The sequence below is a fragment of the Staphylococcus haemolyticus genome, from assembly GCF_006094395.1.
Lineage (GTDB): Bacteria > Bacillota > Bacilli > Staphylococcales > Staphylococcaceae > Staphylococcus > Staphylococcus haemolyticus.
On sequence record NZ_CP035291.1, the window covers coordinates 1279296 to 1304155 of the forward strand.

The following is a 24860-nucleotide window of genomic DNA, read 5'->3' on the forward strand; positions in this document are numbered from 1 at the left end:
TTATACATATAAGGAGATGAGTTTTTTGTTTAAAGATAAAAAAGAGTTATTATATGCTATTAAGCAATGGAAATTTCAATTGAGTATCATTATATTAGTGATTATATCTATAGCTTTATTTCTAATTTATTCGAAATCAGATGAAGAAACAAATGATACTAAACCTATTGTTACATCTCATGTAAACTCTAATCAAAAAGGAAAAAATCATGATGTGTTGAAAAATGATGATAAAACTAATAATAAGATAGAATCTAATACAATTCAAAACGGAGACGAAATAGTTTTTGTAGATATTAAAGGTGCAGTAGAACACCCTAATGTTTATAAAATGAAAAGTTCAGATCGAATAAAAGATGTATTAGATAAAGCTAAATTGCTTACTGACGCGGATTTGAGTCAAGTCAATTTATCTGAAAAGTTAACAGATCAAAAATTGATATATATTCCCTTTGCTAATGAAAATAAAAATCCCATTACCCAAAATGACGCTAATAATAAAAGTGGCCATAGTAAATCTTTAAATTCATCATCTACTAATAAGGTGAATATAAATACTGCAAGCGAAGCAGAATTATTAAAAATCCCGGGTGTTGGTCCTGCTAAAGTAAGAGAAATTATTGATTACAGACAAAAAAATAATACGTTTCATTCAATTGAAGATTTGAAAAATATTAAAGGCATTGGTGATAAAACTTTTGAAAGAATTAAGGAATATATAACAACTTAATATTGATTATTGGCTTCTATTTAAGGATACTTTATAATATTTATAACAATTACGTATTGGAGTGAAGAAAATGGAAAGATTGAAATGGGATGAATACTTTATGGCACAAAGTCATTTATTAGCTTTGCGCTCAACTTGTCAAAGATTGTCAGTAGGGGCAACAATCGTTAAAGACAATAGAATTATTGCTGGCGGTTATAATGGGTCAGTAGCTGGAGAAGTTCATTGTATTGATGAAGGATGTTTAATTGAAGATGGCCACTGTATTAGAACCATTCACGCCGAAATGAATGCTTTATTACAATGTGCTAAACAAGGTGTATCGACTGATGGAGCTACTATATACGTTACTCATTTCCCATGCCTTAATTGCACAAAATCTATTATTCAGGCTGGTATTAAACAAATATACTATGCTGAAGACTATCACAATCATAAATACGCACTAGAACTTTTAGATCAAGCGGGTATTGATTATAAAAAAATACCTTTTTCAGCACAAAATGTAGCTCGATATTTGACTAACTAAATATATGATATTTTATGCACTATCTTTTCTATCAGGTATTTTATGGATACATATAAAATGGGTTGCCTTTCTTATTAATCTATTGTTAATTATTATCTCGCTACAAAAGAGATTAAAGTTACTACATATTTTCATTTTGATTATTTGTTTATTTTCCGGCTTAACTTTAGAACACTTTCATAATGAATATAATTTAAATAAAGACAAATTTCTTAAGTCAAATTCTAATATATCTACCGAAGTTCAATTTGTTTCCAGGATAGAGAAACAAGAGAGACAACTAAAAGGTATATTTGAACTTAGGCATCAACCTTTCGTGTATTACCTCTATTCTAATAATCTAAAAGAAAAGGATCTAGAAAATAAATCTTGTGTTATTAAAGGCAAGGTAATTAGTGTTTTAAATCATACTCCTTATGTCTCTATAAGTAATGTAGACTTAAATTCGTGTCATATTACTAAAAGAAAAAATATAATTGAAAAACAAAGAGACTTTATTATTAAAAAATTAAACAATTCAAGTTTATCTCATCCTGAATATGTTATCGCTTTAGTAACTGGAGATGTAAATGGAATCAATACTGATTTCATTGATAAAGTAAAAGATATCGGTATCTACCATTTATTAGCTGTTAGCGGATCACATATTGCAACCATTTCATTTCTCATTTATCAACCTCTTGTAAGATTAAACATTCCTAAAGTAATTATTAACGGTTTAATCATCTTATTTTTATCAATATTTGCATATTATACTGGATTTGCACCAAGTGCACTAAGAGCAATTTTAGCAACAACTACTGTTATACTTATTTCAAATAAAACAAAAATAGCTTCTATTGATATACTAGGTCTCATATTTTTAGTTATGATCATTTTCAATCCTGATTATCTATATGATATTGGTTTCCAATTTTCATTTATAATCTCATTTTTTATTATTCTTTCATTTCCTCTTATTAAAAAATTAACTTTCTTTAAAAATATTTTTGTACTTACATTTATCGCACAACTTTCTTCAACTATAATTTCAATCTATCATTTTAACCAAATTCAATGGATAGGATTACTATCCAATCTCATTTTTGTTCCATTTTATAGTTTTATCATTTTTCCGTTATCCATATTTTTATTCTTTGCTTATCATTTTGTAAGTGATATGACATTGATTAATTTAGTTTTTGACAAAATATATATAGTTCATAACAAACTTTTAGATTTATTTTTAACTTTTAAATATTATCAAATTTTTATATCACCTAAATCAGCAGTAGAATTTTCTATTTTCGTATTATTGATAGTACTCATTTATATCTTTTTCTGTTATAAAAAATTGAAAATTTTATTTTTATTCGTTATCGTGTTTATAGTTTTATGTGTTTTTAACGTTCGACCAAATGTTAGCACGATAACCTTCTTTGATGTTGGTCAAGGGGATAGTCTAATCTTTCAAACAACGAAACAAGAAACTGTCATGGTTGATACCGGTGGTAAAGAGATTAAAATAGGTAATATTGATAATCATAATATTGCTAAGTATCATATAATGCCAACATTAAAGCAAAAAAGAATCACAAAAATTGATCATCTAATTATTACTCATCCGCATGCCGATCACATTGGTGAATTACCATATATCGCCCAACACATCAGAATCAAGAAGTTATATATTAACTTATATAGCTATTCTGAAATAGAATTAATAAAAATAAAACGTTTATGTAAGATCAATAATATTGAATTAATAGATGCTACAACGATACAATTTATTCAACTAAAAAATTCTAAAATTTCATTTTTACATGGAGATATTCCTAACAGTAATGATAAAAATGAACATAGCATCATTTTACTTATTGAATATCAAAGATACAAAATGCTTTTAATGGGTGATGCAACTAAAAATAATGAATCAAAATTAATGAAAATATATCAATTACCAAAAATTGATATACTGAAAGTTGGTCATCATGGAAGTAAGACTAGCAGTTCTGAATCATTTATTAACTTAATAAAGCCAACAATAAGTATCATTTCAAGTGGTAAAAACAATAAATATCACTTACCTAATCGAGAAACGTTACAAACGCTAAGATCTACAAATAGTTCAATCTTGAACACACAAGATGTTGGAGAAATAACGCTAGACTTAGATCATGATTTAGATATAAAATCCAAAAATTAGCTATTTATCTATAGAGGCTTTAAACAGACGTGGTATAATTAGAAATGTTTGATATTTGAAAGGGAGTTCACAATTATGGCAAATAATATTATGGCAATATATGGTGAAGTGCCTGAATTAGTTGAAAAGAAAAGTAATGAACTGACACATTCATTCTTAAATGAAGATAAAGATGATTTTAACTATGTTAAATATAATCTATATGAAACTGACATGTCTACAGTTATTGAAGAAGCTTTAACTATGCCTTTTATATCTGAGAAGAAAGTCATTGTTGTTAAAAATTCATTCATATTTACTGGAGAAAAAGTTAACAAAGATATTACACCAAATAATGAACAAGTTATTGAATTCTTAGAAAAATACGATGGTGAAAACTTAGTCATTTTTGAAATATACAGTAATAAATTAGATGAGAGAAAGAAATTAACTAAATCATTAAAGAAAAGTAGTAAACTTTCAAAAGTAGACCAAATGTCAGAAGAAGAAATTAAATCATGGATACAAAATCAGTTACACGAGAATTACAAAGATATAAAACAAGATGCATTAAATCTGTTTATAGAATTAACTGGTGTTAACTTTAATATAGTTTCTCAAGAATTAGACAAAATTTCTTTATTCCTAGGTGATAGAACCACTATTACTAAAAATGATGTTAGTTTAATAATAAATAGAAGTTTAGAGCAAAATGTTTTTCTTTTAACAGAATTCATTCAGAAGAACCAGAAAGATAAGGCTATACAATTAGTAAAAGATTTAATAATTATGAAAGAAGAACCTATAAAATTACTGGCGCTTATTACAAGTAATTATAGATTATATTATCAATGTAAAATTCTTGCTCAAAAGGGCTATAGTGGCCAGCAAATTGCTAAGACCATAAATGTTCACCCTTATAGAGTTAAACTAGCACTAAATCAAGTACGTCATTACGAGTTAGGTCAACTACTAAATATTATTAATAACTGTGCCGAAACAGATTATAAACTAAAATCTTCATATATGGACAAACATTTAATTCTTGAATTATTTATTTTATCACTTTAAATATTAATCAGATTCAAATATTTAAATTAAATCAGTGATAAACACATAATTAATATTATATGGGAATTTGTCTAACAATAAAAAAAGCACGGAACATTGTTCCGCGCTTTTTAACAAATTATTTACTTGAAGACATTAATTGTGATTTAATGCGATCAGCTTTATTTGAATGAATTAAGTTACTTTGTGAAGCTTTATCAACTGATTTGATAGCGAAGTTAACTAATTCAGCTTTGTTATCAGCATTATTGTTGATTGCTGTTTTAGCATTTTTCACAGCAGTACGCATAGCGTTTTTTTGTGAAATATTACGAGCTTCAGCGTTTTCAGTTGTTCTAACACGTTTAATAGCAGATTTAATATTTGGCATTACTGTCACCTCCTAAAAGTGATCTTAAGCATATCAAATTTTATTTTGATTACAACAAGAAATATTTTATCAAAACATACATATTTGTGCAATCATTAATTAAGTATAGTGTAATTAAAATCTGAATTAAATCATAATTACTGTTGGAATGCACTCTTTAACACTTTATAATTAGTATGTAATCTAAATGAAAAAGTAATGTAAGTAATGAATTATTAAGCTTATGCTCAAATTTTTAATAGCACAATTAAGTTTGCAATTAAGCATTAAAAACGTTATTATATCAAAGATGTATACATATACGGGCTAATTTTATGAAAGCGAGAATGATAGGCTATGGATATGCAAGAACGCTATAACAGAAGAGAAAATATACGAAATTTTTCTATTATTGCTCATATTGATCATGGTAAATCAACATTAGCAGATAGAATTTTAGAAAATACTAAATCTGTAGAAACAAGAGAAATGCAAGATCAATTATTAGATTCAATGGATCTTGAAAGAGAACGTGGCATCACAATTAAATTAAATGCCGTGCGATTAAAATATGAAGCAAATGATGGTCAAACATATACATTTCATTTAATTGATACACCAGGGCATGTAGACTTTTCATACGAGGTTTCACGATCTTTAGCAGCATGTGAGGGTGCAATATTAGTGGTGGATGCAGCACAAGGTATTGAAGCACAAACATTAGCAAACGTATACTTAGCACTTGATAATGATCTAGAATTATTACCTGTTGTAAATAAAATTGATTTACCTGCAGCTGAACCTGAAAGAGTAAAACAAGAATTAGAAGATGTAATTGGTTTAAATCAAGACGATGTAGTACTGGCAAGTGCAAAGTCAAATATTGGTATTGAAGATATTTTAGAGAAAATTGTAGAAGTTGTCCCACCACCTGAAGGTGACCCTAGTGAACCATTGAAAGCATTAATTTTTGATTCAGAATACGACCCTTATAGAGGTGTTATTTCATCAATACGTGTGATGGAAGGCGTTGTTAAAGCTGGTGACAAAATTAAAATGATGGCTACAGGTAAAGAATTTGAAGTTAGTGAAGTAGGCATTAATACTCCTAAACAACTACCTATAGAAGAACTAACTGTAGGTGATGTAGGGTATATTATTGCAAGCATCAAAAATGTTGATGACTCACGTGTGGGTGATACAATCACTCATGCTAATAGACCAGCTGAAGCACCATTAAAAGGTTATAAAAAAATGAACCCAATGGTATATTGTGGTTTGTTCCCAATTGAAAATAAAGACTATAATGATTTAAGAGAAGCGCTTGAAAAATTACAATTAAATGACGCTTCATTAGAATTTGAACCAGAATCTTCTCAGGCTCTTGGTTTTGGTTTTAGAACAGGTTTCTTAGGAATGCTTCACATGGAAATCATTCAAGAAAGAATTGAAAGAGAATTTGGTATTGAATTGATTGCTACCGCGCCATCAGTAATTTATCAATGTATTATGAAGGATGGATCAGAGGTTACAGTAGATAATCCGGCTCAAATGCCAGAAAGAGATAAGATTGACTCAATTTATGAACCATATGTGAAAGCTACAATGATGGTTCCAAATGATTACGTTGGAGCAGTTATGGAGTTATGCCAACGTAAACGTGGACAATTTATTAATATGGATTATTTAGATGATATTAGAGTTAATATCGTATACGAGATACCACTTTCTGAAGTTGTTTTTGATTTCTTTGATCAACTTAAATCCAACACTAAAGGTTATGCTTCATTTGATTATGAATTTATTGAAAATAAAGAAAGTAACTTAGTGAAAATGGACATCCTACTTAATGGGGATAAAGTTGATGCTTTAAGCTTTATTGTCCATAAAGACTTTGCATACGAACGTGGAAAAGCATTAGTTGAAAAATTAAAAACGCTTATACCACGTCAACAATTTGAAGTACCTGTACAAGCAGCTATTGGCCAAAAAATTGTTGCAAGAACAAACATCAAATCAATGGGTAAAAATGTATTATCTAAATGTTATGGTGGGGATATTAGCCGTAAACGTAAGTTACTTGAAAAACAAAAAGCAGGTAAGGCTAAAATGAAAGCCGTTGGTAGTGTTGAAATTCCTCAAGATGCTTTCCTAGCTGTACTAAAAATGGATGATGAATAGAACATAAAAGAGGTCGAGACGAATATAAATTGGTAGATATCATAACAATAATGAATATTATTGATAAAGAAGCTACTAACTTATATTACAAAGTCTCAATCTCTTTTTTAAGTTATAAAAAGGGGTGTAACATTGGAAGTTAAAAGTGCGTACATACACATACCTTTTTGTGTGAGAATTTGTACTTATTGTGATTTCAATAAATATTTTATTGATAAACAGCCAGTAGATGAATACATTGCTGCCTTAATAAAAGAAATGTCATTTAGTAAAACAAAACAACTAGAGACAATGTACGTTGGAGGAGGCACACCCACTGCACTAAGTGAAATGCAATTAGAACGTTTATTACAAGCGATAAATTCAAAATTCTCGATAAATGGCGAATTTAGTTTTGAAGCAAATCCAGATGAACTTACTTTAAATAAAGTTAAGTTACTTAAACAGTATGGTGTTAATCGAATTTCAATGGGTGTGCAAACGTTTAAACCTGAGTTATTAAAAATATTAGGACGAACGCATAACACTCAAGATATCTATAATGCAGTAAATAATGCTAGGAAAGCTGGTATTAATTCAATAAGTCTTGATTTAATGTACCATTTACCTGAACAAACGATAGATGATTTTGCAGATAGTTTAAACCAAGCAATTAATATGGATATTGACCATATTTCAAGTTACGGTTTAATACTTGAACCAAAGACACAGTTTTATAATATGTATCGTAAAGGGAAATTGAAATTACCGAATGAAGACTTAGGCGCTGAAATGTACCAATACCTAATGAAAACATTAAATCAAACCGACTTTAAACAATATGAAATTTCCAACTTTGCTAAAACTAATCATGAATCCGATCATAATAAAGTGTATTGGTTTAATGAGGAATATTACGGATTCGGAGCAGGTGCAAGTGGATATGTTGAAGGTGAACGCTATACAAATTTAAATCCAGTTCGCCACTATATTGATGCTATTAATAATGGAAAACGACCTGTTTTAACCTCTAGTTGTCCAACCTTGAACGAAAAGATGGAAGAAGAAATGTTTTTAGGCTTGAGAATGAATCAAGGAGTCAATCGTGAACGTTTCAAGTTAAAATTTGGTCAAACATTAGATGACATATTTGGAGAAACAATATATGATTTGAAATCAAAACAACTTTTGATTGAAACGGACGGAAACATATCACTTACTGAAAGAGGAAAGGTTATAGGCAACGAAGTATTTGAAGCTTTCTTATTAAATTAATAAAAAATCCAAAAAGTAAAGCTTTAACGTTGACTTACTTTGACCAATTTGATAAATTATAATTAGCACTTAGGACAAAAGAGTGCTAATGAGGTGAAAACATGATTACACAAAGACAATTAAGCATTTTAAATGCAATTGTTGAAGATTATGTTGATTTAGGACAACCTATAGGTTCTAAAGCTTTAATTGATAGACATCATTTAGATGTCAGTCCTGCAACAATAAGGAATGAGATGAAGCAACTTGAAGATTTGAACTTTTTAGAGAAGACGCATTCTTCTTCAGGGCGTTCACCTTCCGAAGAAGGGTTTAGACTTTATGTCGATCAATTGTTAAAACAAACCTCTCGTCAAAACAAAAATAAAATACAACGTTTAAATCAACTATTAATTGAGAATCACTATGATATTTCTTCAGCATTAAGTTACTTTGCAAATGAGTTATCAATGAAATCTCATTATGCAACATTAGTTGTTCGTCCAAAACATAGTGAAGAAATGATTAATAATGTTCATTTAATTAAGGCAAATGATTCAATCATGATTTTAGTAATTATTTATAATTCTGGTCATGTTGAGCATTTTCACTTGAATTCTGCACTTGAGTTATCATCCGATAGATTAATCGCCATTTCTAATTTTATTAGTAATAATAATATAGAAATAAGCGGTAAACTATCAGATAAAATTCGTTCTTTCGCCAACTCAAATGAAGAAAATCAATTCATTAATGACATTGTTAAGATGATAAATTCTCATATTAGCAAACAAAGTAATAGCATTTTCTTAGGTGGAAAGGTTAAACTAATTGATGCGTTAAATGAATCTAATGTTTCGTCAATTCAACCAATTTTGCAATATCTAGAATCTGAAAGAATCACTGAATTACTACAGACAATTTCAACTAATGATATTAACGTTAAGATTGGAAAAGAGATTGATGAAAGCCTTAGTGATATATCGATTGTAACGAGTCAATATCACTTCGACAATTCATTGAAAGGTCAAATTGCGGTTATTGGACCTACAGCAATGCGTTATCAGAATGTGATTCAATTACTTAACCAAATATGGTGATTTTAATTGTAATTATATTGGAGGGTAAAAAATGACAGAAAAAGATGAATCAGTAAAAAGTAATTCTGAATATACTGAAGAACAAGAAGTAAAGAATGAAGACACATCAACAGTTGAAAATGTTGAAGATACTACTTCTGATAGTGATAATTCATCTAACGACAGTTCGAACGAAGAAAGTTCTGAAGAAACTGCAGTTGATCCTAAAGATGAAGAAATTCAGCAATTACAATTAAAAGCTAATGAAAATGAAGAAAAATATTTAAGATTATATGCTGAATTCGAAAATTATAAAAGACGAATTCAGAAAGAAAATGAAACAAATAAAACTTATCAATCTCAACGTGTTTTAACGGATATTTTACCAACGATTGATAATATTGAACGCGCACTACAAATTGAAGGTGATGATGAATCATTTAAATCACTTCAAAAAGGTGTTCAAATGGTACACGAAAGTTTACTAAGAGCACTTAAAGATAATGGTTTAGAAGAAATTGAATCTGAAGGTCAAGCTTTTGACCCTAACTTCCACCAGGCTGTTGTTCAAGATGATAATCCAGATTTCAAATCTGGTGATATTACTCAAGAACTACAAAAAGGTTATAAGTTAAAAGATAGAGTATTGAGACCATCTATGGTAAAAGTAAATCAATAAATTGACGAAAAATACCATATATTAAATTTTAAAATTGGAGGAATTTTATTATGAGTAAAGTAATCGGTATTGACTTAGGAACAACAAATTCATGTGTAGCTGTTTTAGAAGGCGATGAACCTAAAGTAATTCAAAACCCAGAAGGTGCTAGAACAACTCCATCAGTTGTGGCATTCAAAAATGGTGAAACACAAGTCGGTGAAGTAGCAAAACGACAAGCTATCACTAACCCAAATACTGTACAATCAATAAAACGTCATATGGGTACTGACTATAAAGTAGATATTGAAGGTAAATCTTATAAACCTCAAGAAATTTCAGCTATGGTATTACAAAACCTTAAAAACACTGCTGAAAGTTATTTAGGTGACAAAGTAGATAAAGCTGTTATTACAGTTCCTGCATATTTCAATGATGCTGAACGTCAAGCAACTAAAGATGCTGGTAAAATTGCTGGTTTAGAAGTTGAGCGTATTATCAACGAACCTACTGCAGCTGCATTAGCATACGGTTTAGATAAAACTGATCAAGATCAAAAAGTATTAGTATTTGACTTAGGTGGCGGTACTTTTGACGTATCAATTCTTGAATTAGGTGACGGTGTATTCGAAGTACTATCAACTGCAGGTGACAACAAACTTGGTGGTGATGACTTTGACCAAGTAATTATTGACTACTTAGTATCAGAATTCAAAAAAGAAAATGGCGTAGATTTATCTCAAGATAAAATGGCGTTACAACGTTTAAAAGACGCTGCAGAAAAAGCTAAAAAAGACTTATCTGGCGTTTCACAAACTCAAATTTCATTACCATTTATTTCAGCTGGTGAAAGTGGTCCATTACACTTAGAAATTAGTCTTACTCGTTCTAAATTTGAAGAATTAGCTGATTCATTAATCAGAAGAACTATGGAACCAACTCGTCAAGCATTAAAAGACGCTGGTTTATCAACTTCTGAAATTGACGAAGTTATTCTTGTAGGTGGTTCAACACGTATCCCAGCAGTTCAAGAAGCTGTTAAAAAAGAAATTGGTAAAGATCCTCATAAAGGTGTAAACCCAGACGAAGTAGTAGCAATGGGTGCTGCAATTCAAGGTGGCGTTATCACTGGTGATGTTAAAGATGTTGTGTTATTAGACGTAACACCATTATCATTAGGTATTGAAATTATGGGTGGACGTATGAATACGTTGATCGAACGTAATACTACAATCCCAACTTCAAAATCTCAAGTTTATTCAACTGCAGCTGACAATCAACCAGCAGTGGATATTCACGTATTGCAAGGTGAACGTCCAATGGCATCTGATAACAAAACTTTAGGAAGATTCCAATTAACTGACATTCCACCGGCTCCACGTGGTGTGCCACAAATCGAAGTAACATTTGATATTGATAAAAATGGTATCGTAAATGTTACTGCGAAAGACTTAGGTACTAATAAAGAACAAAATATTACTATTCAATCAAGCTCTGCGCTTTCTGATGAAGAAATCGATCGTATGGTTAAAGATGCCGAAGAAAACGCTGAAGCAGATAAAAAACGTCGTGAAGAAGTAGATTTAAGAAATGAAGCAGATAGCTTAGTATTCCAAGTTGAAAAAACAATTACTGACCTTGGCGACAATATTAGTGAAGAAGATAAATCTAATGCGGAAAGCAAAAAAGATGCTTTAAAATCTGCGCTTGAAGGACAAGACATCGAAGATATTAAAGCGAAAAAAGAAGAACTTGAAAAAGTAATTCAAGATTTATCAGCAAAAGTATATCAACAAGCTCAACAAGCTCAGCAACAAGCACAAGACGGTGCTCAACAAACTCAAAACGATAGCAATGTTGAAGATGCTGAATTTAAAGAAGTTAATGATGATGAAGATAAAAAATAATTGCTAACCGTTTGTAAAGTATGCTTTAATTAGCAAACTATTATGAATGTAAGCCAAAAAGTCAAAGTCAATTGAACATTGGCTTTGACTTTTTCTTTTATAACTTCGTTCTTTTAAACCTAGTTAATAATTAAGTTAAGGGAGAGATGATTGTGGCTAAAAGAGACTATTATGAAGTCCTAGGTGTAAGTAAAGATGCATCTAAAGATGAAATCAAAAAAGCATATCGTAAATTATCAAAAAAATATCACCCTGATATCAATAAAGAAGAGGGTGCAGATGAGAAATTTAAAGAGATTTCAGAAGCTTACGAAGTCCTAAGCGATGATAATAAAAAAGCAAATTATGACCAATTTGGTCACGACGGACCTCAAGGTGGTTTTGGTGGTCAAGGATTTAGTGGCCAAGACTTTAGTGGATTTGGTGGAGGTGGATTTGAAGACATCTTCAGTTCATTCTTTGGTGGCTCACGTCAAAGAGATCCTAATGCACCAAGAAAAGGTGATGATCTACAATATACAATGACACTAGAATTTGAAGAAGCTGTATTTGGGACTAAAAAAGAAATCTCAATTCGTAAAGATGTGACATGTCACACTTGTAATGGCGATGGTGCTAAACCAGGTACTAGTAAAAAAACATGTAGTTATTGTAATGGGGCAGGTCACGTGTCAGTTGAGCAAAATACAATTTTAGGCCGTGTACGAACGCAACAAACATGTCCAAAATGTGATGGAACAGGTCAAGAATTCGAAGAACCATGCCCAACTTGTCATGGTAAAGGTACAGAAAATAAAACAGTTAAATTAGAAGTAACTGTACCTGAAGGTGTAGATAATGACCAACAAATTAGACTTGCTGGCGAAGGAACACCAGGAGAAAACGGCGGACCACATGGCGACTTGTATGTCGTATTTAGGGTCAAACCATCTGATAAATTTGAACGTGACGGAGACGATCTTTATTACAATTTAGATGTTAGTTTCCCTCAGGCTTCTCTTGGGGATGAAATAAAAGTTCCAACACTCAATGGTAATGTTATGTTGACAATTCCTTCTGGCACTCAAACTGGTAAACAGTTCCGATTAAAAGATAAAGGTGTCAAAAATGTTCATGGATATGGTCATGGTGATTTATTTGTTAATATTAAAGTAGTTACACCTACAAAACTAACAGATAGACAAAAAGAAATAATGAGAGAGTTTGCTGAATTAAATGGTGAATCGATTGAAGAACAACCATCTAATTTTAAAGACAGAGCACGCAAATTCTTTAAAGGAGAATAACCGAATGAACTGGACAGAACTTTCGATTGTTGTAAACCATGAAGTTGAACCTTTAGTAACTGATATATTAGAAAATTATGGATCAAATGGTGTTGTAATTGAAGATTCTAATGATTTAATTAATCAACCTGCCGATAAATTCGGTGAAATTTATGAACTGAAACAAGAAGATTATCCTGAAAAAGGTGTCCGATTAAAAGCTTATTTCAACGAATTAAAGTTTGATGATTCTCTAAGAAATAAAATTAAGACAGCTGTTACTAACCTTGAAAATATTGATTCAACTGTTTTAAATTTTTCTGAGCAAACTATAGCTGAAGTAGATTGGGAGAACGAGTGGAAAAATTATTTTCATCCCTTTAGAGCCTCAGAAAAATTCACAATTGTGCCAAGTTGGGAACAATACACTAAAGAAGATGATTCTGAAATGTGTATTGAATTAGACCCAGGTATGGCATTTGGAACTGGAGATCATCCAACAACAAGCATGTGTCTAAAAGCAATTGAGACCTATGTTGATTCTGACAATTCCGTCATTGATGTTGGAACAGGTTCTGGTATATTAAGTATTGCCAGTCATTTACTTGGAGTTAAAAGAATTAAAGCTTTGGATATTGATGAATTGGCTGTTAACGTTGCTAAAGAAAACTTTGCTAAAAATCATTGTGAAGATGCAATTGAAGCTGTACCAGGAAACTTATTAAAGAATGAAACTGAAAAATTTGATATTGTTATTGCAAATATTTTAGCTCATATTATTGAAGATATGATTGAAGATGCTTATAATACTCTAAATAAAGATGGTTATTTTATAACATCAGGCATTATAGAGGAAAAACATAAACAAATATTAAATAAAATGCAAAATGTTGGATTTGATATTAAATCAGTAAATCATGACAATGGTTGGGTATGTATTGTAGGTCAGAAAGTGAGTGAATAATTTGCAAAGATACTTTATCGATCAAAACGCTGATGAAAGTCAGCGTTTTTTTATAACAAATAAAGAAGATATACATCATATTACTAATGTGATGAGAAATACAATTGGTAATCAGATTATTATAACATTTAAAGATAAAATAGTTTTTAAATCGGAAATTATTACTATTGAAAATGAATCAATTGAAATTAAACTAATAGAGCAGATTGATATCAATTCAGAGTTACCAGTACAAGTTACTATATGTAGTGGATTAATTAAAGCCGATAAATATGAATGGCTAATTCAAAAAGCTACTGAATTAGGTGCTGATAGTTTTATAGTTGTAGAAATGGACAGATCTGTAGTAAAACTTACCCCAAATAAAGTTCAAAAAAAATTAGAACGCTGGCAAAAGATTATTAAAGAGGCTGCTGAACAAAGTTATCGCTTAATTATTCCTAATATAATTTTTAAGTCGAATTTAAATGAGATTTATGATACTATTAATCATTATGACTATATCTTGTTAGCATACGAAGATGAAGCAAAACGTGGTGAAGTTAGTCTTTTTAAAGAAACCTTGAAAAAGTTTAAAACTAACGATCGTATTTTATTAATATTTGGTCCTGAAGGCGGCTTTTCAGAAAAAGAAATCACTTTATTAAATGAAACGAGTTTCAATGTTGGTTTAGGACCTCGAATTTTACGGGCAGAAACGGCGCCACTTTACGCTTTAAGTGCTATCAGTTATGAAAATGAATTAATGGGGTGAATATTATGTCAACAGTTGCGTTTCACACATTGGGTTGCAAAGTAAACCATTATGAAACTGAAGCAATTTGGCAATTATTTAAAGACGCTAATTATGACAGAGTTGATTTTGAAACTAATGCAGACGTCTTCGTAATCAACACTTGTACAGTAACAAATACTGGAGATAAAAAAAGTAGACAAATAATTAGAAGAGCAATTCGACAAAATCCAGACGCAGTGGTATGTGTGACAGGGTGTTATGCTCAGACATCTTCTGCAGAAATCATGGAAATTCCTGGCGTAGATGTAGTGGTGGGTACACAGGATAGACATAAACTATTAGACTATATCCAACAGTTCAGAGAAGAACGTCAACCAATCAATGGTGTTGGAAATATCATGAAAAATCGTACGTATGAAGAATTAGATGTACCATATTTTACTGATAGAACAAGAGCTTCACTAAAGATCCAAGAAGGGTGTAATAATTTCTGTACATTTTGTATCATACCATGGGCGCGTGGACTAATGCGTTCACGTAATCCAGAAAAAGTGGTTGAACAAGCTACTCAATTAGTTAACGCTGGTTATAAAGAAATTGTTTTAACAGGTATTCATACCGGTGGCTATGGTCAAGATTTAAAAGATTATAATTTGGCACAGTTACTCCGTGATTTAGAAGAAATTGATGGACTTGAACGAATTAGAATTTCTTCTATTGAAGCCAGTCAATTAACTGATGAGGTCATAGATGTTCTAAAACGTTCAAATAAAGTTGTTAGACATTTACATGTTCCATTACAATCAGGTTCAGATACTGTTTTAAAACGAATGAGACGTAAATATACTATGGAACATTTTTCAGAAAGAATCACGAAATTACATGATGCGCTACCAAATTTAGCTGTTACAAGCGATGTTATAGTTGGATTTCCAGGTGAAACGGAAGAAGAATTCCAAGAAACTTATGATTTTATTGTTAAACACAAATTCTCTGAATTACATGTCTTCCCTTATTCAGCTAGAATTGGTACACCTGCTGCTCGTATGGATGATCAAATTGATGAAACTATCAAAAATGAACGTGTGCATAAATTAATCACGTTAAGTGATCAATTAGCTAAAGAATATGCCTCTAAATTTGAAGATGAAGTTTTAGAAGTTATTCCTGAAGAAGCTGGTGAGATAGAAGGAACATTGGTGGGATATGCTGACAACTATATGAAAGTACAATTTGAAGGCAATGACTCTTTAATCGGTCAAATTGTAAAAGTAAAAATCGCTAAAGCTGATTATCCTATTAATAAAGGTAAAGTCGTGAGAATTGTGGAACACGCAACGAACAAATCTGAAGAAGGTGTATTATTATAATTTTTAAAATTTATAATAATTTGGAATTGACCATAATAAATTCATATATTATACTAAGTAAAGCATAGTTGTATCTTACTATGCAATGACTTTAAAGTTCCGTTGATATTTGGAGGGAGGGAAATACAGATGTCTAAAACAGTAGTACGTAAAAATGAATCACTTGAAGATGCATTACGTAGATTTAAACGTTCAGTATCTAAAAGTGGTACTATCCAAGAAGTACGTAAACGTGAATTTTACGAAAAACCAAGTGTTAAACGTAAAAAGAAATCAGAAGCAGCACGTAAACGTAAATTCAAATAATTAATAACTCTGTTGACTCCCTCAACAAGAATATTAATTATATATATGCTCTCGATTAGTTAAACTAGTCGAGAGCTTTTTTATGTTAAAGATTCTACTATCACTATTATAACTAAGTGTATTCATGTATAATCGAAATTGAGAGCGAGGTGAAATTGTGAACTATTTCAATGCAATACATACAGTTATCAATTCCATTTTAACTACTAATAATTTATTCAATAATCTATCTCAGATTGTAACGAGTCCATTAATATCACTTATATTAACGTGTATCATTTTTTTAGGCTTTTTATATCAATTGTATTCGAAGCGTATTAATTTTGCAGGAATTATCGCAATGCTTGCACTTTTAATTCTCTTCCTCGGCTTTTTAATTAACGGTGATGTTAATCTTATTTCTGTATTGCTATTCTTCGTTGGAGCAATACTCGTTATTATCGAATTATTTGTCATTGGCGCAATCATAGGTATTATTGGCATATCATTGATTATACTTAGCATCATTATGTTAGGAGATAACATTCTTCTAATGCTATTAAATGTTGTGATTGCATCAATATTGGCAATTATTGAATGGGTGATATTAGTGAAATGGTTTAAAAGGAAAATTCCATTTTTAGATAAAGTTGTGTTAAAAGATTCTACTAATTCAGAAGCAGGATATAGATCTCACGATGATCGTTCTCATTTAGTTGGTCAAACAGCTCGTACTGTGACAGATTTAAGACCTGCAGGAATTATAACGCTTGATAATGAAAGAATAGATGCCGTATCAGATGGCGCTTTTATTTTAAGAAATAAGGAAGTTAAAATTCTTGAGGTAGAAGGATCTAGAGTTGTTGTTAGAGAAATTGAAAATACATAGAGGAGTGGTTAAATGTTTGGATTAGGCATTATAGTTATAGCAGTTATCATTGTTATTGCTTTACTAGTGTTATTCTCATTTGTCCCAGTAGGACTTTGGATATCAGCAATTGCTGCTGGAGTTAAAGTAGGTATTGGAACATTAGTAGGTATGAGATTACGTCGAGTATCACCGCGTAAGGTAATTGGTCCATTAATTAAAGCACATAAAGCAGGTTTGAACCTTACAACAAATCAATTAGAATCACATTACTTAGCAGGTGGTAATGTAGATAGAGTAGTCGACGCTAATATTGCTGCTCAACGTGCAGATATTAACTTACCATTCGAACGTGGTGCAGCTATTGACTTAGCTGGACGTGACGTTCTTGAAGCAGTTCAAATGTCTGTAAACCCTAAAGTAATTGAGACACCGTTTATTACTGGTGTTGCAATGAACGGTATAGAAGTAAAAGCGAAAGCTAGAATTACTGTACGTGCAAACATCTCTCGTTTAGTTGGTGGTTCCGGAGAAGAAACAATCATTGCTCGTGTAGGTGAAGGTATTGTTTCTACTATTGGTTCAAGTGAGCATCATACACAAGTACTTGAGAACCCTGATAACATTTCTAAGACTGTCTTAAGTAAAGGTCTTGATTCAGGTACAGCCTTCGAAATTTTATCTATTGATATCGCTGACGTAGATATTGGCAAAAATATCGGTGCTGACTTACAAACAGAACAAGCACTTGCAGATAAGAATATTGCACAAGCTAAAGCTGAAGAACGTCGTGCTATGGCCGTAGCTTCTGAACAAGAAATGAAAGCGCGTGTTCAAGAAATGCGTGCTAAAGTGGTTGAAGCAGAATCTGAAGTTCCACTTGCGATGGCAGAAGCATTACGTGAAGGCAATTTGGGTGTCAAAGATTACTACAATTTAAAAAACGTAGAGGCTGACACTGGCATGAGAAATGCGATAAACAAACGTACTGAACAAAATGAAGATGAATCACCAAAGTAAAATTTAAGGGGTGATTAGATGAATATTGGTATTATAATTTTTATAATATCCATAATTGTTACAGGTATTAGTGCGATGAGGGATAAAAGTCATGAACATAGAAAAAATCAAAGACCCCCTCATCCAAAAAAGTCAACTTCTGACAAAAAAGAAACTCATGAAAAAGGGTTTTTTGAGCAAATTGAAGAAGCATTTAGTGAGTTAGAAAAGGAATTTACAAACGAAGATAAAACAACTAACCAACAAAAGAAAGATAAACAAACTAACACTAAACGTGTTTATCAGGATCAAAAACTTGAAAAAGAAATCGAAAAAGAGAGCGTACCAGAGGAATTAGAGCGTTCTGCAAGACAACGTGGCAGAGTTGAAAGAGAAACACGTCAATCTGCCAATTCACGCGAGAGCAATAGAGACTCGAATAAACTTCAAAAAGAATTAGAAAAACAACTTGTAGACGATTTATATAACGTACGTACAGAAATCGACCGTGAAAAAGAAAAACAACTTTCTAGAATTGAAAATAATGCAAGAGCTATTATCAATGATAAAAATCTATCTGAACGTACCAAACGCTATAGATTAAAACAATTGTTAAATAGTAAAGCAATAGAACAAGATATGACACATCAAAGTTTTCAGTTTGATAATGATCCTGTTGTAAATGGTATTCTATGGCAAGAAATTCTCAATAAACCTAAACAATTATAATTTGAAGAAATGTTATTATTTTATAATTAAAGATTATATTTAACCCGAATTTCATTTTTAAATGATTTTCGGGTTGTTTTATTTAATTAAAAAGAAAAGGCTCATATTACAATTTAATAAATCAGCACATAAAGCCAATTAAATTTGTATACTTTAACAGACTTTAGTAAAATTTAAATGAAAGTAAATTTACTAAACTCAATTAAGTTTTATTTTTTTGAAGATTAACAAATCATGTTTAATTTTTGAATCTTAAGTGAAACTGATATAATCAAAAGATTTTACATTGTTTAAGTGAAAAGGAGCGCTTGTATGCCAGGAATAATTCAAATAGACGATATTAACCATTCTCAAGCATTAATTGGTAATAATGATGAACATATTAATGCGATTGAGGAGGCATTTGATGTCGAAATACATGCTCGTGGCCAAGAAATAGCAGTCAAAGGCCAAAAAATAGAGCCTGTAGAAAAGTCAGAATTAGTTCTTAAAAGTTTATTAAAAGTAATTGAAATGGGTAACACAATTACATTAAAAGATGTAGAAGCTGCAATAAAAATGGCTAAAAATGATACAATACATCACCTTATTGATTTATATGACGAAGAAATTACAAAAGATGCTTACGGAAAAACTATTAGAGCAAAAACTATGGGACAAAGACTATATGTTAATGCAATGAAGAATAATGACTTAGTCTTTGGCATTGGGCCTGCAGGTACTGGTAAAACTTTTTTAGCAGTGGTATATGCAGCTAAACAACTAAGAAAGGGCTCAGTAAAACGTATTGTATTAACAAGACCAGCTGTAGAAGCAGGAGAGTCTCTTGGATTTTTACCCGGTGATTTAAAAGAAAAAGTAGACCCTTATTTAAGACCTCTTTATGACGGATTAAACACTGTATTAGGAAGAGAACAAACTGCCCGATTTATAGAGAGAGGTACTATTGAAATTGCGCCTTTAGCCTATATGCGTGGTCGTACACTTGATGATGCGTTTGTAATTTTAGATGAAGCTCAAAATACAACGCATGCTCAAATGAAAATGTTCTTAACACGACTTGGGTTTAGTTCTAAAATGGTAGTAACAGGAGATCAAACTCAAATCGATTTACCAAAAGGTGTTAAAAGTGGATTAAAAGAAGCTGTCAAAAAATTACATGGTGTCAAAGGAATTAATATTATGCAATTAGATCAAAGTGATGTTGTAAGACACCCATTAGTAAGTAAAATAATTGATCGCTATGAAGGAGACATTTAAATGTTTACAATTGATTTTAATGATCATACAGACCTGGTAAATGAATCTTGGTATCATCAGATTGAAGATTTACTAAATTTTGCTAAAGAACAAGAGCAAATTAACGAGGATGCTGAACTTTCAGTCACATTCGTAGATAAAAATGAAATTCAAGAAATAAATAAAACTTATCGCGATAAAGATAAAGTAACAGATGTTATTTCATTCGCTCTTGAAGAAGACGAACCAGAAATTGTTGGACTAGATATGCCTAGAGTTCTTGGTGATATTATTATCTGCACTAATGTAGCTGAAGAGCAAGCTGACTCATTTGGGCATTCATTTGAAAGAGAACTTGGATTTTTAGCGCTTCATGGATTTTTACATTTATTAGGTTATGATCATATGAATGAAGAAGATGAGAAAGTAATGTTTAGCCGTCAAGACACTATACTAAACGCATATGGATTGACTAGAGATTAAACATATTAAACGTTTTAAACATACGTATGATGGGTTAAAAACGCTTCTTCTAAAAGATCATAATTATTTACTACATATCATTATTGCTTTTATAACAATTATTTTAGGTTATATTTATCAATTGAGTGCTATAGAATGGTTATTTATATTATTAGCCATCTTTTTAGTATTAACCTTAGAAGCAGTTAATACTGCAATTGAATGTGTAGTTGATTTAGTTACAATGGATTATCATGAACTTGCTAAACAAGCTAAAGATATTGCCGCATTTAGTGTTATGTTGGTATCAATATTTGCTTTAATAACTGGATTAGTTGTATTTTTACCTCATATTTTCTAACTATAAAGGGGATGTTTAAATGACTTATCAATCACATTATTTTCAAGAAGCTAGAGAGGCTCAGAGCCGTGCGTATGTACCATATAGCAACTTTAAAGTAGGTGCTTATTTAAAGACCAAAGACGGCCGTACGTTCTATGGCGCTAATGTTGAAAATGCAGCTTACCCTGCTACCATTTGTGCTGAACGTTCTAGTTTAGTGGCCGCAATTTCTGAAGGTTATCGACCTGGAGATTTTGAATCAATAACAGTAACTGTTGATTCTGAAAAACCTTCTTCTCCTTGCGGAACTTGTAGACAGGTACTTAAAGAATTATGCGATGATGATATGCCGGTATATATGACAAACCATAAAGGGGAATTACTTGAGTCAACTGTGGGTGATTTATTACCACATGGCTTTTCAGGAAAGGATTTAGAATAAATGACAGAACATAAGTCAGGATTTGTATCAATAATAGGAAGACCGAATGTAGGAAAATCTACATTTATGAATAGAGTTATTGGCCATAAAATTGCAATTATGTCCGACAAGGCTCAAACAACTCGAAATAAAATTCAAGGTGTAATGACTAGAAATGATGCGCAAATCATATTTTTAGACACACCAGGTATTCATAAGCCTAAACACAAATTAGGTGATTATATGATGCGTGTTGCAAAAAATACTCTATCTGAAATTGATGCAATCATGTTCATGGTTAACGTCAATGAAGAAATTGGTCGTGGCGATGAATATATCATGGAAATGCTAAAGAATGTTAAGACACCCGTTTTCTTAGTATTAAATAAAATCGATTTAGTTCATCCTGATGCTTTAATGCCAAGAATAGAACAATATCAAAAATACATGAATTTTACTGAAATTGTACCAATATCTGCATTAGAAGGACTAAATGTCGACCATTTTATAGATGTGCTAAAAACATATTTACCTGAAGGTCCAAAATACTATCCGGATGATCAAATCTCAGATCACCCTGAACAGTTTGTAGTCAGTGAAATCATACGTGAGAAAATTTTACATTTAACTAGTGAAGAAATCCCGCATGCAATAGGCGTAAATGTAGATAGAATGATTAAAGAAAATGACGAGCGTGTTAGAGTTGAAGCTACTATTTATGTTGAGAGAGACTCACAAAAAGGTATTGTTATCGGTAAAGGCGGCAAAAAACTAAAAGAAGTCGGTAAAAGAGCAAGACATGATATTGAAATGTTACTAGGCTCAAAAGTTTATTTAGAACTTTGGGTAAAAGTTCAAAAAGATTGGAGAAATAAAGTTAATTTTATTCGTCAAATGGGATATATTGAAGATCAAGATTAAACTTATTTGATTTTAGAAAGGTCGTGAAACTATGCTCGAAAAGCAAAAAGGTATCATCATAAAGTCCGTAGATTATGGAGAATCTGATAAAATTATTACAATATTAAACGAGCATGGTGCAAAAATACCATTAATGGTTAGACGAGCTAAAAAATCAAAAACAGGTTTACAAGCCCATACGCAACTATTTGTGTATGGCTTATTTATTTATAATAAATGGAAAGGTATGGGTACATTAAGTTCAGTTGATGTTATCAATCAATATTATGATTTACGTTTAGATATATTTAATAGTAGTTATGCTACGTTATGTACAGAGGCAATTGAACGTTCTATGGATAATGATGACATTTCACCATTCCATTACAAACTTTTACACTTCGTACTTGAAAAGATCTCAAATGGTGATTCAGCTCAATTAATGTCAATTATAGTTCTTTTAAAATGTATGAATCGTTTTGGGTTTACAGCATTTTTTAATCACTCAGCTATTTCAAATAGCTATGATCAATCAAAATTAGTTGCGTATAGTTTTGTATATGATGGAACTATTCTTGAATCAGAATTATATAAAGACCCACATGCCTTTCGAATATCTAACAAAACGTTATACTTATTAGATGTTTTACAAAAATTACCCATTGATAAAATGAATCAATTTAACATTAGTCAAGAAATATTAGATGAAATGTCTGAATTAATATTATTAATCTATAAAGAATATGCAGGCATGTACTTTAAAGGTCAAAAGCTAATTAACCAACTTAAACGTATAGAATATTAATATACAACAATACTCACACTTAAAACCCCACCACAAAGAAATTTGAGGTGGGGTTAGTACTAATTATTCATTTTTTATTAGAATGCCACTTTTTCTGCTAAAAATGTTTCTAACTCTGAAATAGGCATACGCACTTGTTCCATTGAATCACGGTCACGTACTGTAACTTGATTATCTTCTAATGAGTCAAAATCAAATGTAATACAATATGGTGTACCAATTTCATCTTGTCTACGGTAACGTTTACCAATTGATTGAGACTCGTCAAAATCAATTGCAAATTTAGAACTTAATTGTTCGAAAATCTTAATAGCTTCTTCAGATAATTTTTTACTTAATGGTAAAACAGCCGCTTTATAAGGTGCTAGAGCAGGGTGGAAATGCATCACTGTACGAGCATCTTTGCTTCCTTCAACACCTTCTTCTTCATATGCATCACATAAGAATGCTAATGTAACACGATCAGCACCAAGAGATGGTTCAATACAGTATGGAACATACTTTTCGTTTGTTTCAGGGTCGTGATATTTAAAGTCTTCACCTGAATGTTCACTATGTTTTTTCAAGTCAAAGTCAGTACGGCTTGCGATACCCCATAATTCACCCCAACCAAATGGGAAGCGATATTCGATATCTGTCGTAGCATTAGAGTAATGAGATAACTCTTCTTCGTCATGGTCACGTAATCTCATGTTTTCTTCATTGATATTTAAATCTTTTAACCATTGACTAGCAAATGTTTTCCAATAATTTTGCCATTCAATTTCTTCACCAGGTTTACAGAAGAATTCCAATTCCATTTGTTCGAATTCTCTAGTTCTGAAGATGAAGTTTCCTGGTGTAATTTCATTACGGAATGACTTACCAATTTGGCCAATACCAAATGGTAATTTTTTACGCATAGAACGTTGCACGTTTTTGTAATTCACAAAAATACCTTGTGCTGTTTCTGGTCTTAAGAAGATTTCATTTGTAGAATCTTCTGTAACACCTTGGAATGTTTTAAACATAAGATTAAATTGACGAATATCTGTCCAATTAGCAGTTCCACTTACCGGACACACAATACCTTCATCATCAATAATACGTTTCATTTCATCGAAACTCAAACCATCAGCGATAAAGTTTTCGTCGCCTTTTTCTTTTTGCATGTAATCTTCAATTAATTTATCTGCTCGATAACGAATCTTACTATCTTTATTGTCAATCATAGGATCATTAAAGTTACCTAAGTGACCTGAAGCTTCCCAAGTTTTAGGATTCATTAAAATTGCAGCATCAATACCAACATTAAATGGTGATTGAGTTATGAACTTCTGCCACCATGCTTTTTTTACGTTATTTTTTAATTCAACACCTAATGGGCCATAATCCCATGTATTTGATAATCCACCATAAATATCACTACCAGGAAATACAAATCCTCTGTGTTTCGCTAATGATACAATTGTTTCCATATCTTTAACCATATAATCTCTCCTTATTTAATACATAAAAACGCCCCAAGACAATAAATAAATGTATTAATTACATTTATCATTATCTTGGGACGAGTTAATTTATTATACTATAT

Annotated in this window: 25 protein-coding genes; 23 read left to right on the forward strand and 2 right to left on the reverse strand. The window is 31.2% G+C overall.

Annotated elements, in window-relative coordinates; all coding sequences use genetic code 11:
- The first annotated feature begins 16 nt into the window (after positions 1 to 16).
- From EQ029_RS06185 to holA, 4 genes are all read left to right on the forward strand, one after another.
- Entirely contained in the window at positions 17 to 730 is a 714-nt protein-coding gene (locus EQ029_RS06185; protein WP_029376636.1) for a helix-hairpin-helix domain-containing protein, read from the forward strand.
- A gap of 70 nt (positions 731 to 800) precedes the next feature.
- Positions 801 to 1259 (forward strand): ComE operon protein 2, encoded by a 459-nt coding sequence (locus EQ029_RS06190; RefSeq protein WP_011275624.1) that lies wholly within the window; start codon positions 801 to 803, stop codon positions 1257 to 1259.
- A 316-nt stretch (positions 1260 to 1575) separates the two neighbouring features.
- Entirely contained in the window at positions 1576 to 3444 is a 1869-nt protein-coding gene (locus EQ029_RS06195) for a DNA internalization-related competence protein ComEC/Rec2 (protein WP_227528410.1), read from the forward strand.
- Positions 3445 to 3519: 75 nt separating this feature from the next.
- Positions 3520 to 4494, forward strand: coding sequence for a DNA polymerase III subunit delta (gene holA, locus EQ029_RS06200; protein WP_033080148.1), 975 nt, complete (start codon positions 3520 to 3522; stop codon positions 4492 to 4494).
- A 118-nt stretch (positions 4495 to 4612) separates the two neighbouring features.
- On the opposite strand, the gene rpsT is transcribed toward holA, so the two are convergent.
- Positions 4613 to 4864: a 30S ribosomal protein S20 gene (gene rpsT / locus EQ029_RS06205; protein ID WP_011275628.1), complete on the reverse strand. Its 252-nt coding sequence runs from the start codon at positions 4862 to 4864 to the stop codon at positions 4613 to 4615.
- A 336-nt stretch (positions 4865 to 5200) separates the two neighbouring features.
- On the opposite strand from rpsT, the gene lepA reads away from it, so the two are divergent.
- The 19 genes from lepA to recO all read left to right on the forward strand — a co-directional run bounded on the left by lepA (position 5201) and on the right by recO (position 23287).
- A complete protein-coding gene (gene lepA, locus EQ029_RS06210) occupies positions 5201 to 7024 on the forward strand; it encodes a translation elongation factor 4 (RefSeq protein WP_011275629.1) in 1824 nt (607 codons plus the stop codon).
- Between the two features lie 132 nt (positions 7025 to 7156).
- Positions 7157 to 8278 carry a radical SAM family heme chaperone HemW gene (hemW, locus tag EQ029_RS06215; RefSeq protein WP_011275630.1) on the forward strand — a complete coding sequence of 374 codons (1122 nt, stop codon included), beginning with the start codon at positions 7157 to 7159 and terminating at the stop codon, positions 8276 to 8278.
- A gap of 101 nt (positions 8279 to 8379) precedes the next feature.
- Entirely contained in the window at positions 8380 to 9357 is a 978-nt protein-coding gene (gene hrcA, locus EQ029_RS06220; RefSeq protein ID WP_053019541.1) for a heat-inducible transcriptional repressor HrcA, read from the forward strand.
- A 31-nt stretch (positions 9358 to 9388) separates the two neighbouring features.
- Complete coding sequence (gene grpE, locus EQ029_RS06225; protein WP_011275632.1) at positions 9389 to 10015, forward strand: nucleotide exchange factor GrpE; 627 nt, start codon at positions 9389 to 9391, stop codon at positions 10013 to 10015.
- A 50-nt stretch (positions 10016 to 10065) separates the two neighbouring features.
- A complete protein-coding gene (dnaK, locus tag EQ029_RS06230; protein WP_037558181.1) occupies positions 10066 to 11901 on the forward strand; it encodes a molecular chaperone DnaK in 1836 nt (611 codons plus the stop codon).
- 152 nt (positions 11902 to 12053) lie between these two features.
- Positions 12054 to 13187 (forward strand): molecular chaperone DnaJ, encoded by a 1134-nt coding sequence (gene dnaJ / locus EQ029_RS06235; RefSeq protein WP_029376661.1) that lies wholly within the window; start codon positions 12054 to 12056, stop codon positions 13185 to 13187.
- A 4-nt stretch (positions 13188 to 13191) separates the two neighbouring features.
- Positions 13192 to 14130, forward strand: a complete 939-nt coding sequence (gene prmA, locus EQ029_RS06240; protein ID WP_011275635.1) for a 50S ribosomal protein L11 methyltransferase — start codon at positions 13192 to 13194, stop codon at positions 14128 to 14130.
- A 1-nt stretch (position 14131) separates the two neighbouring features.
- Positions 14132 to 14884 (forward strand): 16S rRNA (uracil(1498)-N(3))-methyltransferase, encoded by a 753-nt coding sequence (locus tag EQ029_RS06245; RefSeq protein WP_011275636.1) that lies wholly within the window; start codon positions 14132 to 14134, stop codon positions 14882 to 14884.
- A 5-nt stretch (positions 14885 to 14889) separates the two neighbouring features.
- The gene (gene mtaB, locus EQ029_RS06250; RefSeq protein ID WP_033080110.1) at positions 14890 to 16236 is read left to right on the forward strand and encodes a tRNA (N(6)-L-threonylcarbamoyladenosine(37)-C(2))-methylthiotransferase MtaB; all 1347 of its coding nucleotides are present in this window, start codon (positions 14890 to 14892) and stop codon (positions 16234 to 16236) included.
- A 129-nt stretch (positions 16237 to 16365) separates the two neighbouring features.
- Positions 16366 to 16542, forward strand: coding sequence for a 30S ribosomal protein S21 (gene rpsU, locus EQ029_RS06255; RefSeq protein WP_000048060.1), 177 nt, complete (start codon positions 16366 to 16368; stop codon positions 16540 to 16542).
- Between the two features lie 157 nt (positions 16543 to 16699).
- Entirely contained in the window at positions 16700 to 17410 is a 711-nt protein-coding gene (locus EQ029_RS06260) for an NfeD family protein (protein ID WP_011275638.1), read from the forward strand.
- Between the two features lie 12 nt (positions 17411 to 17422).
- A complete protein-coding gene (gene floA, locus EQ029_RS06265) occupies positions 17423 to 18409 on the forward strand; it encodes a flotillin-like protein FloA (RefSeq protein WP_011275639.1) in 987 nt (328 codons plus the stop codon).
- Between the two features lie 18 nt (positions 18410 to 18427).
- Positions 18428 to 19117 (forward strand): hypothetical protein, encoded by a 690-nt coding sequence (locus tag EQ029_RS06270; protein ID WP_016931117.1) that lies wholly within the window; start codon positions 18428 to 18430, stop codon positions 19115 to 19117.
- A gap of 312 nt (positions 19118 to 19429) precedes the next feature.
- Entirely contained in the window at positions 19430 to 20377 is a 948-nt protein-coding gene (locus EQ029_RS06275) for a PhoH family protein (RefSeq protein WP_057504821.1), read from the forward strand.
- A complete protein-coding gene (ybeY, locus tag EQ029_RS06280) occupies positions 20378 to 20839 on the forward strand; it encodes an rRNA maturation RNase YbeY (protein ID WP_011275642.1) in 462 nt (153 codons plus the stop codon).
- Between the two features lie 4 nt (positions 20840 to 20843).
- Positions 20844 to 21179 (forward strand): diacylglycerol kinase family protein, encoded by a 336-nt coding sequence (locus tag EQ029_RS06285; RefSeq protein WP_029376660.1) that lies wholly within the window; start codon positions 20844 to 20846, stop codon positions 21177 to 21179.
- A gap of 19 nt (positions 21180 to 21198) precedes the next feature.
- On the forward strand, positions 21199 to 21603 hold the full coding sequence (cdd, locus tag EQ029_RS06290; protein WP_011275644.1) for a cytidine deaminase: 405 nt from the start codon (positions 21199 to 21201) through the stop codon (positions 21601 to 21603).
- On the forward strand, positions 21604 to 22503 hold the full coding sequence (gene era, locus EQ029_RS06295; RefSeq protein ID WP_011275645.1) for a GTPase Era: 900 nt from the start codon (positions 21604 to 21606) through the stop codon (positions 22501 to 22503).
- 31 nt (positions 22504 to 22534) lie between these two features.
- On the forward strand, positions 22535 to 23287 hold the full coding sequence (gene recO, locus EQ029_RS06300) for a DNA repair protein RecO (protein ID WP_011275646.1): 753 nt from the start codon (positions 22535 to 22537) through the stop codon (positions 23285 to 23287).
- 77 nt (positions 23288 to 23364) lie between these two features.
- Here recO and EQ029_RS06305 read toward each other — a convergent pair whose 3' ends face one another.
- Complete coding sequence (locus tag EQ029_RS06305) at positions 23365 to 24756, reverse strand: glycine--tRNA ligase (protein ID WP_011275647.1); 1392 nt, start codon at positions 24754 to 24756, stop codon at positions 23365 to 23367.
- Between the last annotated feature and the right edge of the window lie 104 nt (positions 24757 to 24860).

Excerpts from the sequence above, each read along its gene's own strand:
- floA (WP_011275639.1), top strand. The coding sequence starts at position 17,423 with ATGTTTGGATTAGGCATTATAGTTATAGCAGTTATCATTGTTATTGCT.
- rpsU (WP_000048060.1), top strand. The coding sequence starts at position 16,366 with ATGTCTAAAACAGTAGTACGTAAAAATGAATCACTTGAAGATGCATTA.
- EQ029_RS06270 (WP_016931117.1), top strand. The coding sequence starts at position 18,428 with ATGAATATTGGTATTATAATTTTTATAATATCCATAATTGTTACAGGT.
- grpE (WP_011275632.1), top strand. The coding sequence starts at position 9,389 with ATGACAGAAAAAGATGAATCAGTAAAAAGTAATTCTGAATATACTGAA.
- EQ029_RS06305 (WP_011275647.1), bottom strand. The coding sequence starts at position 24,756 with ATGGTTAAAGATATGGAAACAATTGTATCATTAGCGAAACACAGAGGA.
- dnaK (WP_037558181.1), top strand. The coding sequence starts at position 10,066 with ATGAGTAAAGTAATCGGTATTGACTTAGGAACAACAAATTCATGTGTA.
- hrcA (WP_053019541.1), top strand. The coding sequence starts at position 8,380 with ATGATTACACAAAGACAATTAAGCATTTTAAATGCAATTGTTGAAGAT.
- EQ029_RS06185 (WP_029376636.1), top strand. The coding sequence starts at position 17 with ATGAGTTTTTTGTTTAAAGATAAAAAAGAGTTATTATATGCTATTAAG.
- mtaB (WP_033080110.1), top strand. The coding sequence starts at position 14,890 with ATGTCAACAGTTGCGTTTCACACATTGGGTTGCAAAGTAAACCATTAT.
- era (WP_011275645.1), top strand. The coding sequence starts at position 21,604 with ATGACAGAACATAAGTCAGGATTTGTATCAATAATAGGAAGACCGAAT.
- rpsT (WP_011275628.1), bottom strand. The coding sequence starts at position 4,864 with ATGCCAAATATTAAATCTGCTATTAAACGTGTTAGAACAACTGAAAAC.
- lepA (WP_011275629.1), top strand. The coding sequence starts at position 5,201 with ATGGATATGCAAGAACGCTATAACAGAAGAGAAAATATACGAAATTTT.
- cdd (WP_011275644.1), top strand. The coding sequence starts at position 21,199 with ATGACTTATCAATCACATTATTTTCAAGAAGCTAGAGAGGCTCAGAGC.
- EQ029_RS06275 (WP_057504821.1), top strand. The coding sequence starts at position 19,430 with ATGCCAGGAATAATTCAAATAGACGATATTAACCATTCTCAAGCATTA.
- prmA (WP_011275635.1), top strand. The coding sequence starts at position 13,192 with ATGAACTGGACAGAACTTTCGATTGTTGTAAACCATGAAGTTGAACCT.
- ybeY (WP_011275642.1), top strand. The coding sequence starts at position 20,378 with ATGTTTACAATTGATTTTAATGATCATACAGACCTGGTAAATGAATCT.
- recO (WP_011275646.1), top strand. The coding sequence starts at position 22,535 with ATGCTCGAAAAGCAAAAAGGTATCATCATAAAGTCCGTAGATTATGGA.
- holA (WP_033080148.1), top strand. The coding sequence starts at position 3,520 with ATGGCAAATAATATTATGGCAATATATGGTGAAGTGCCTGAATTAGTT.
- EQ029_RS06190 (WP_011275624.1), top strand. The coding sequence starts at position 801 with ATGGAAAGATTGAAATGGGATGAATACTTTATGGCACAAAGTCATTTA.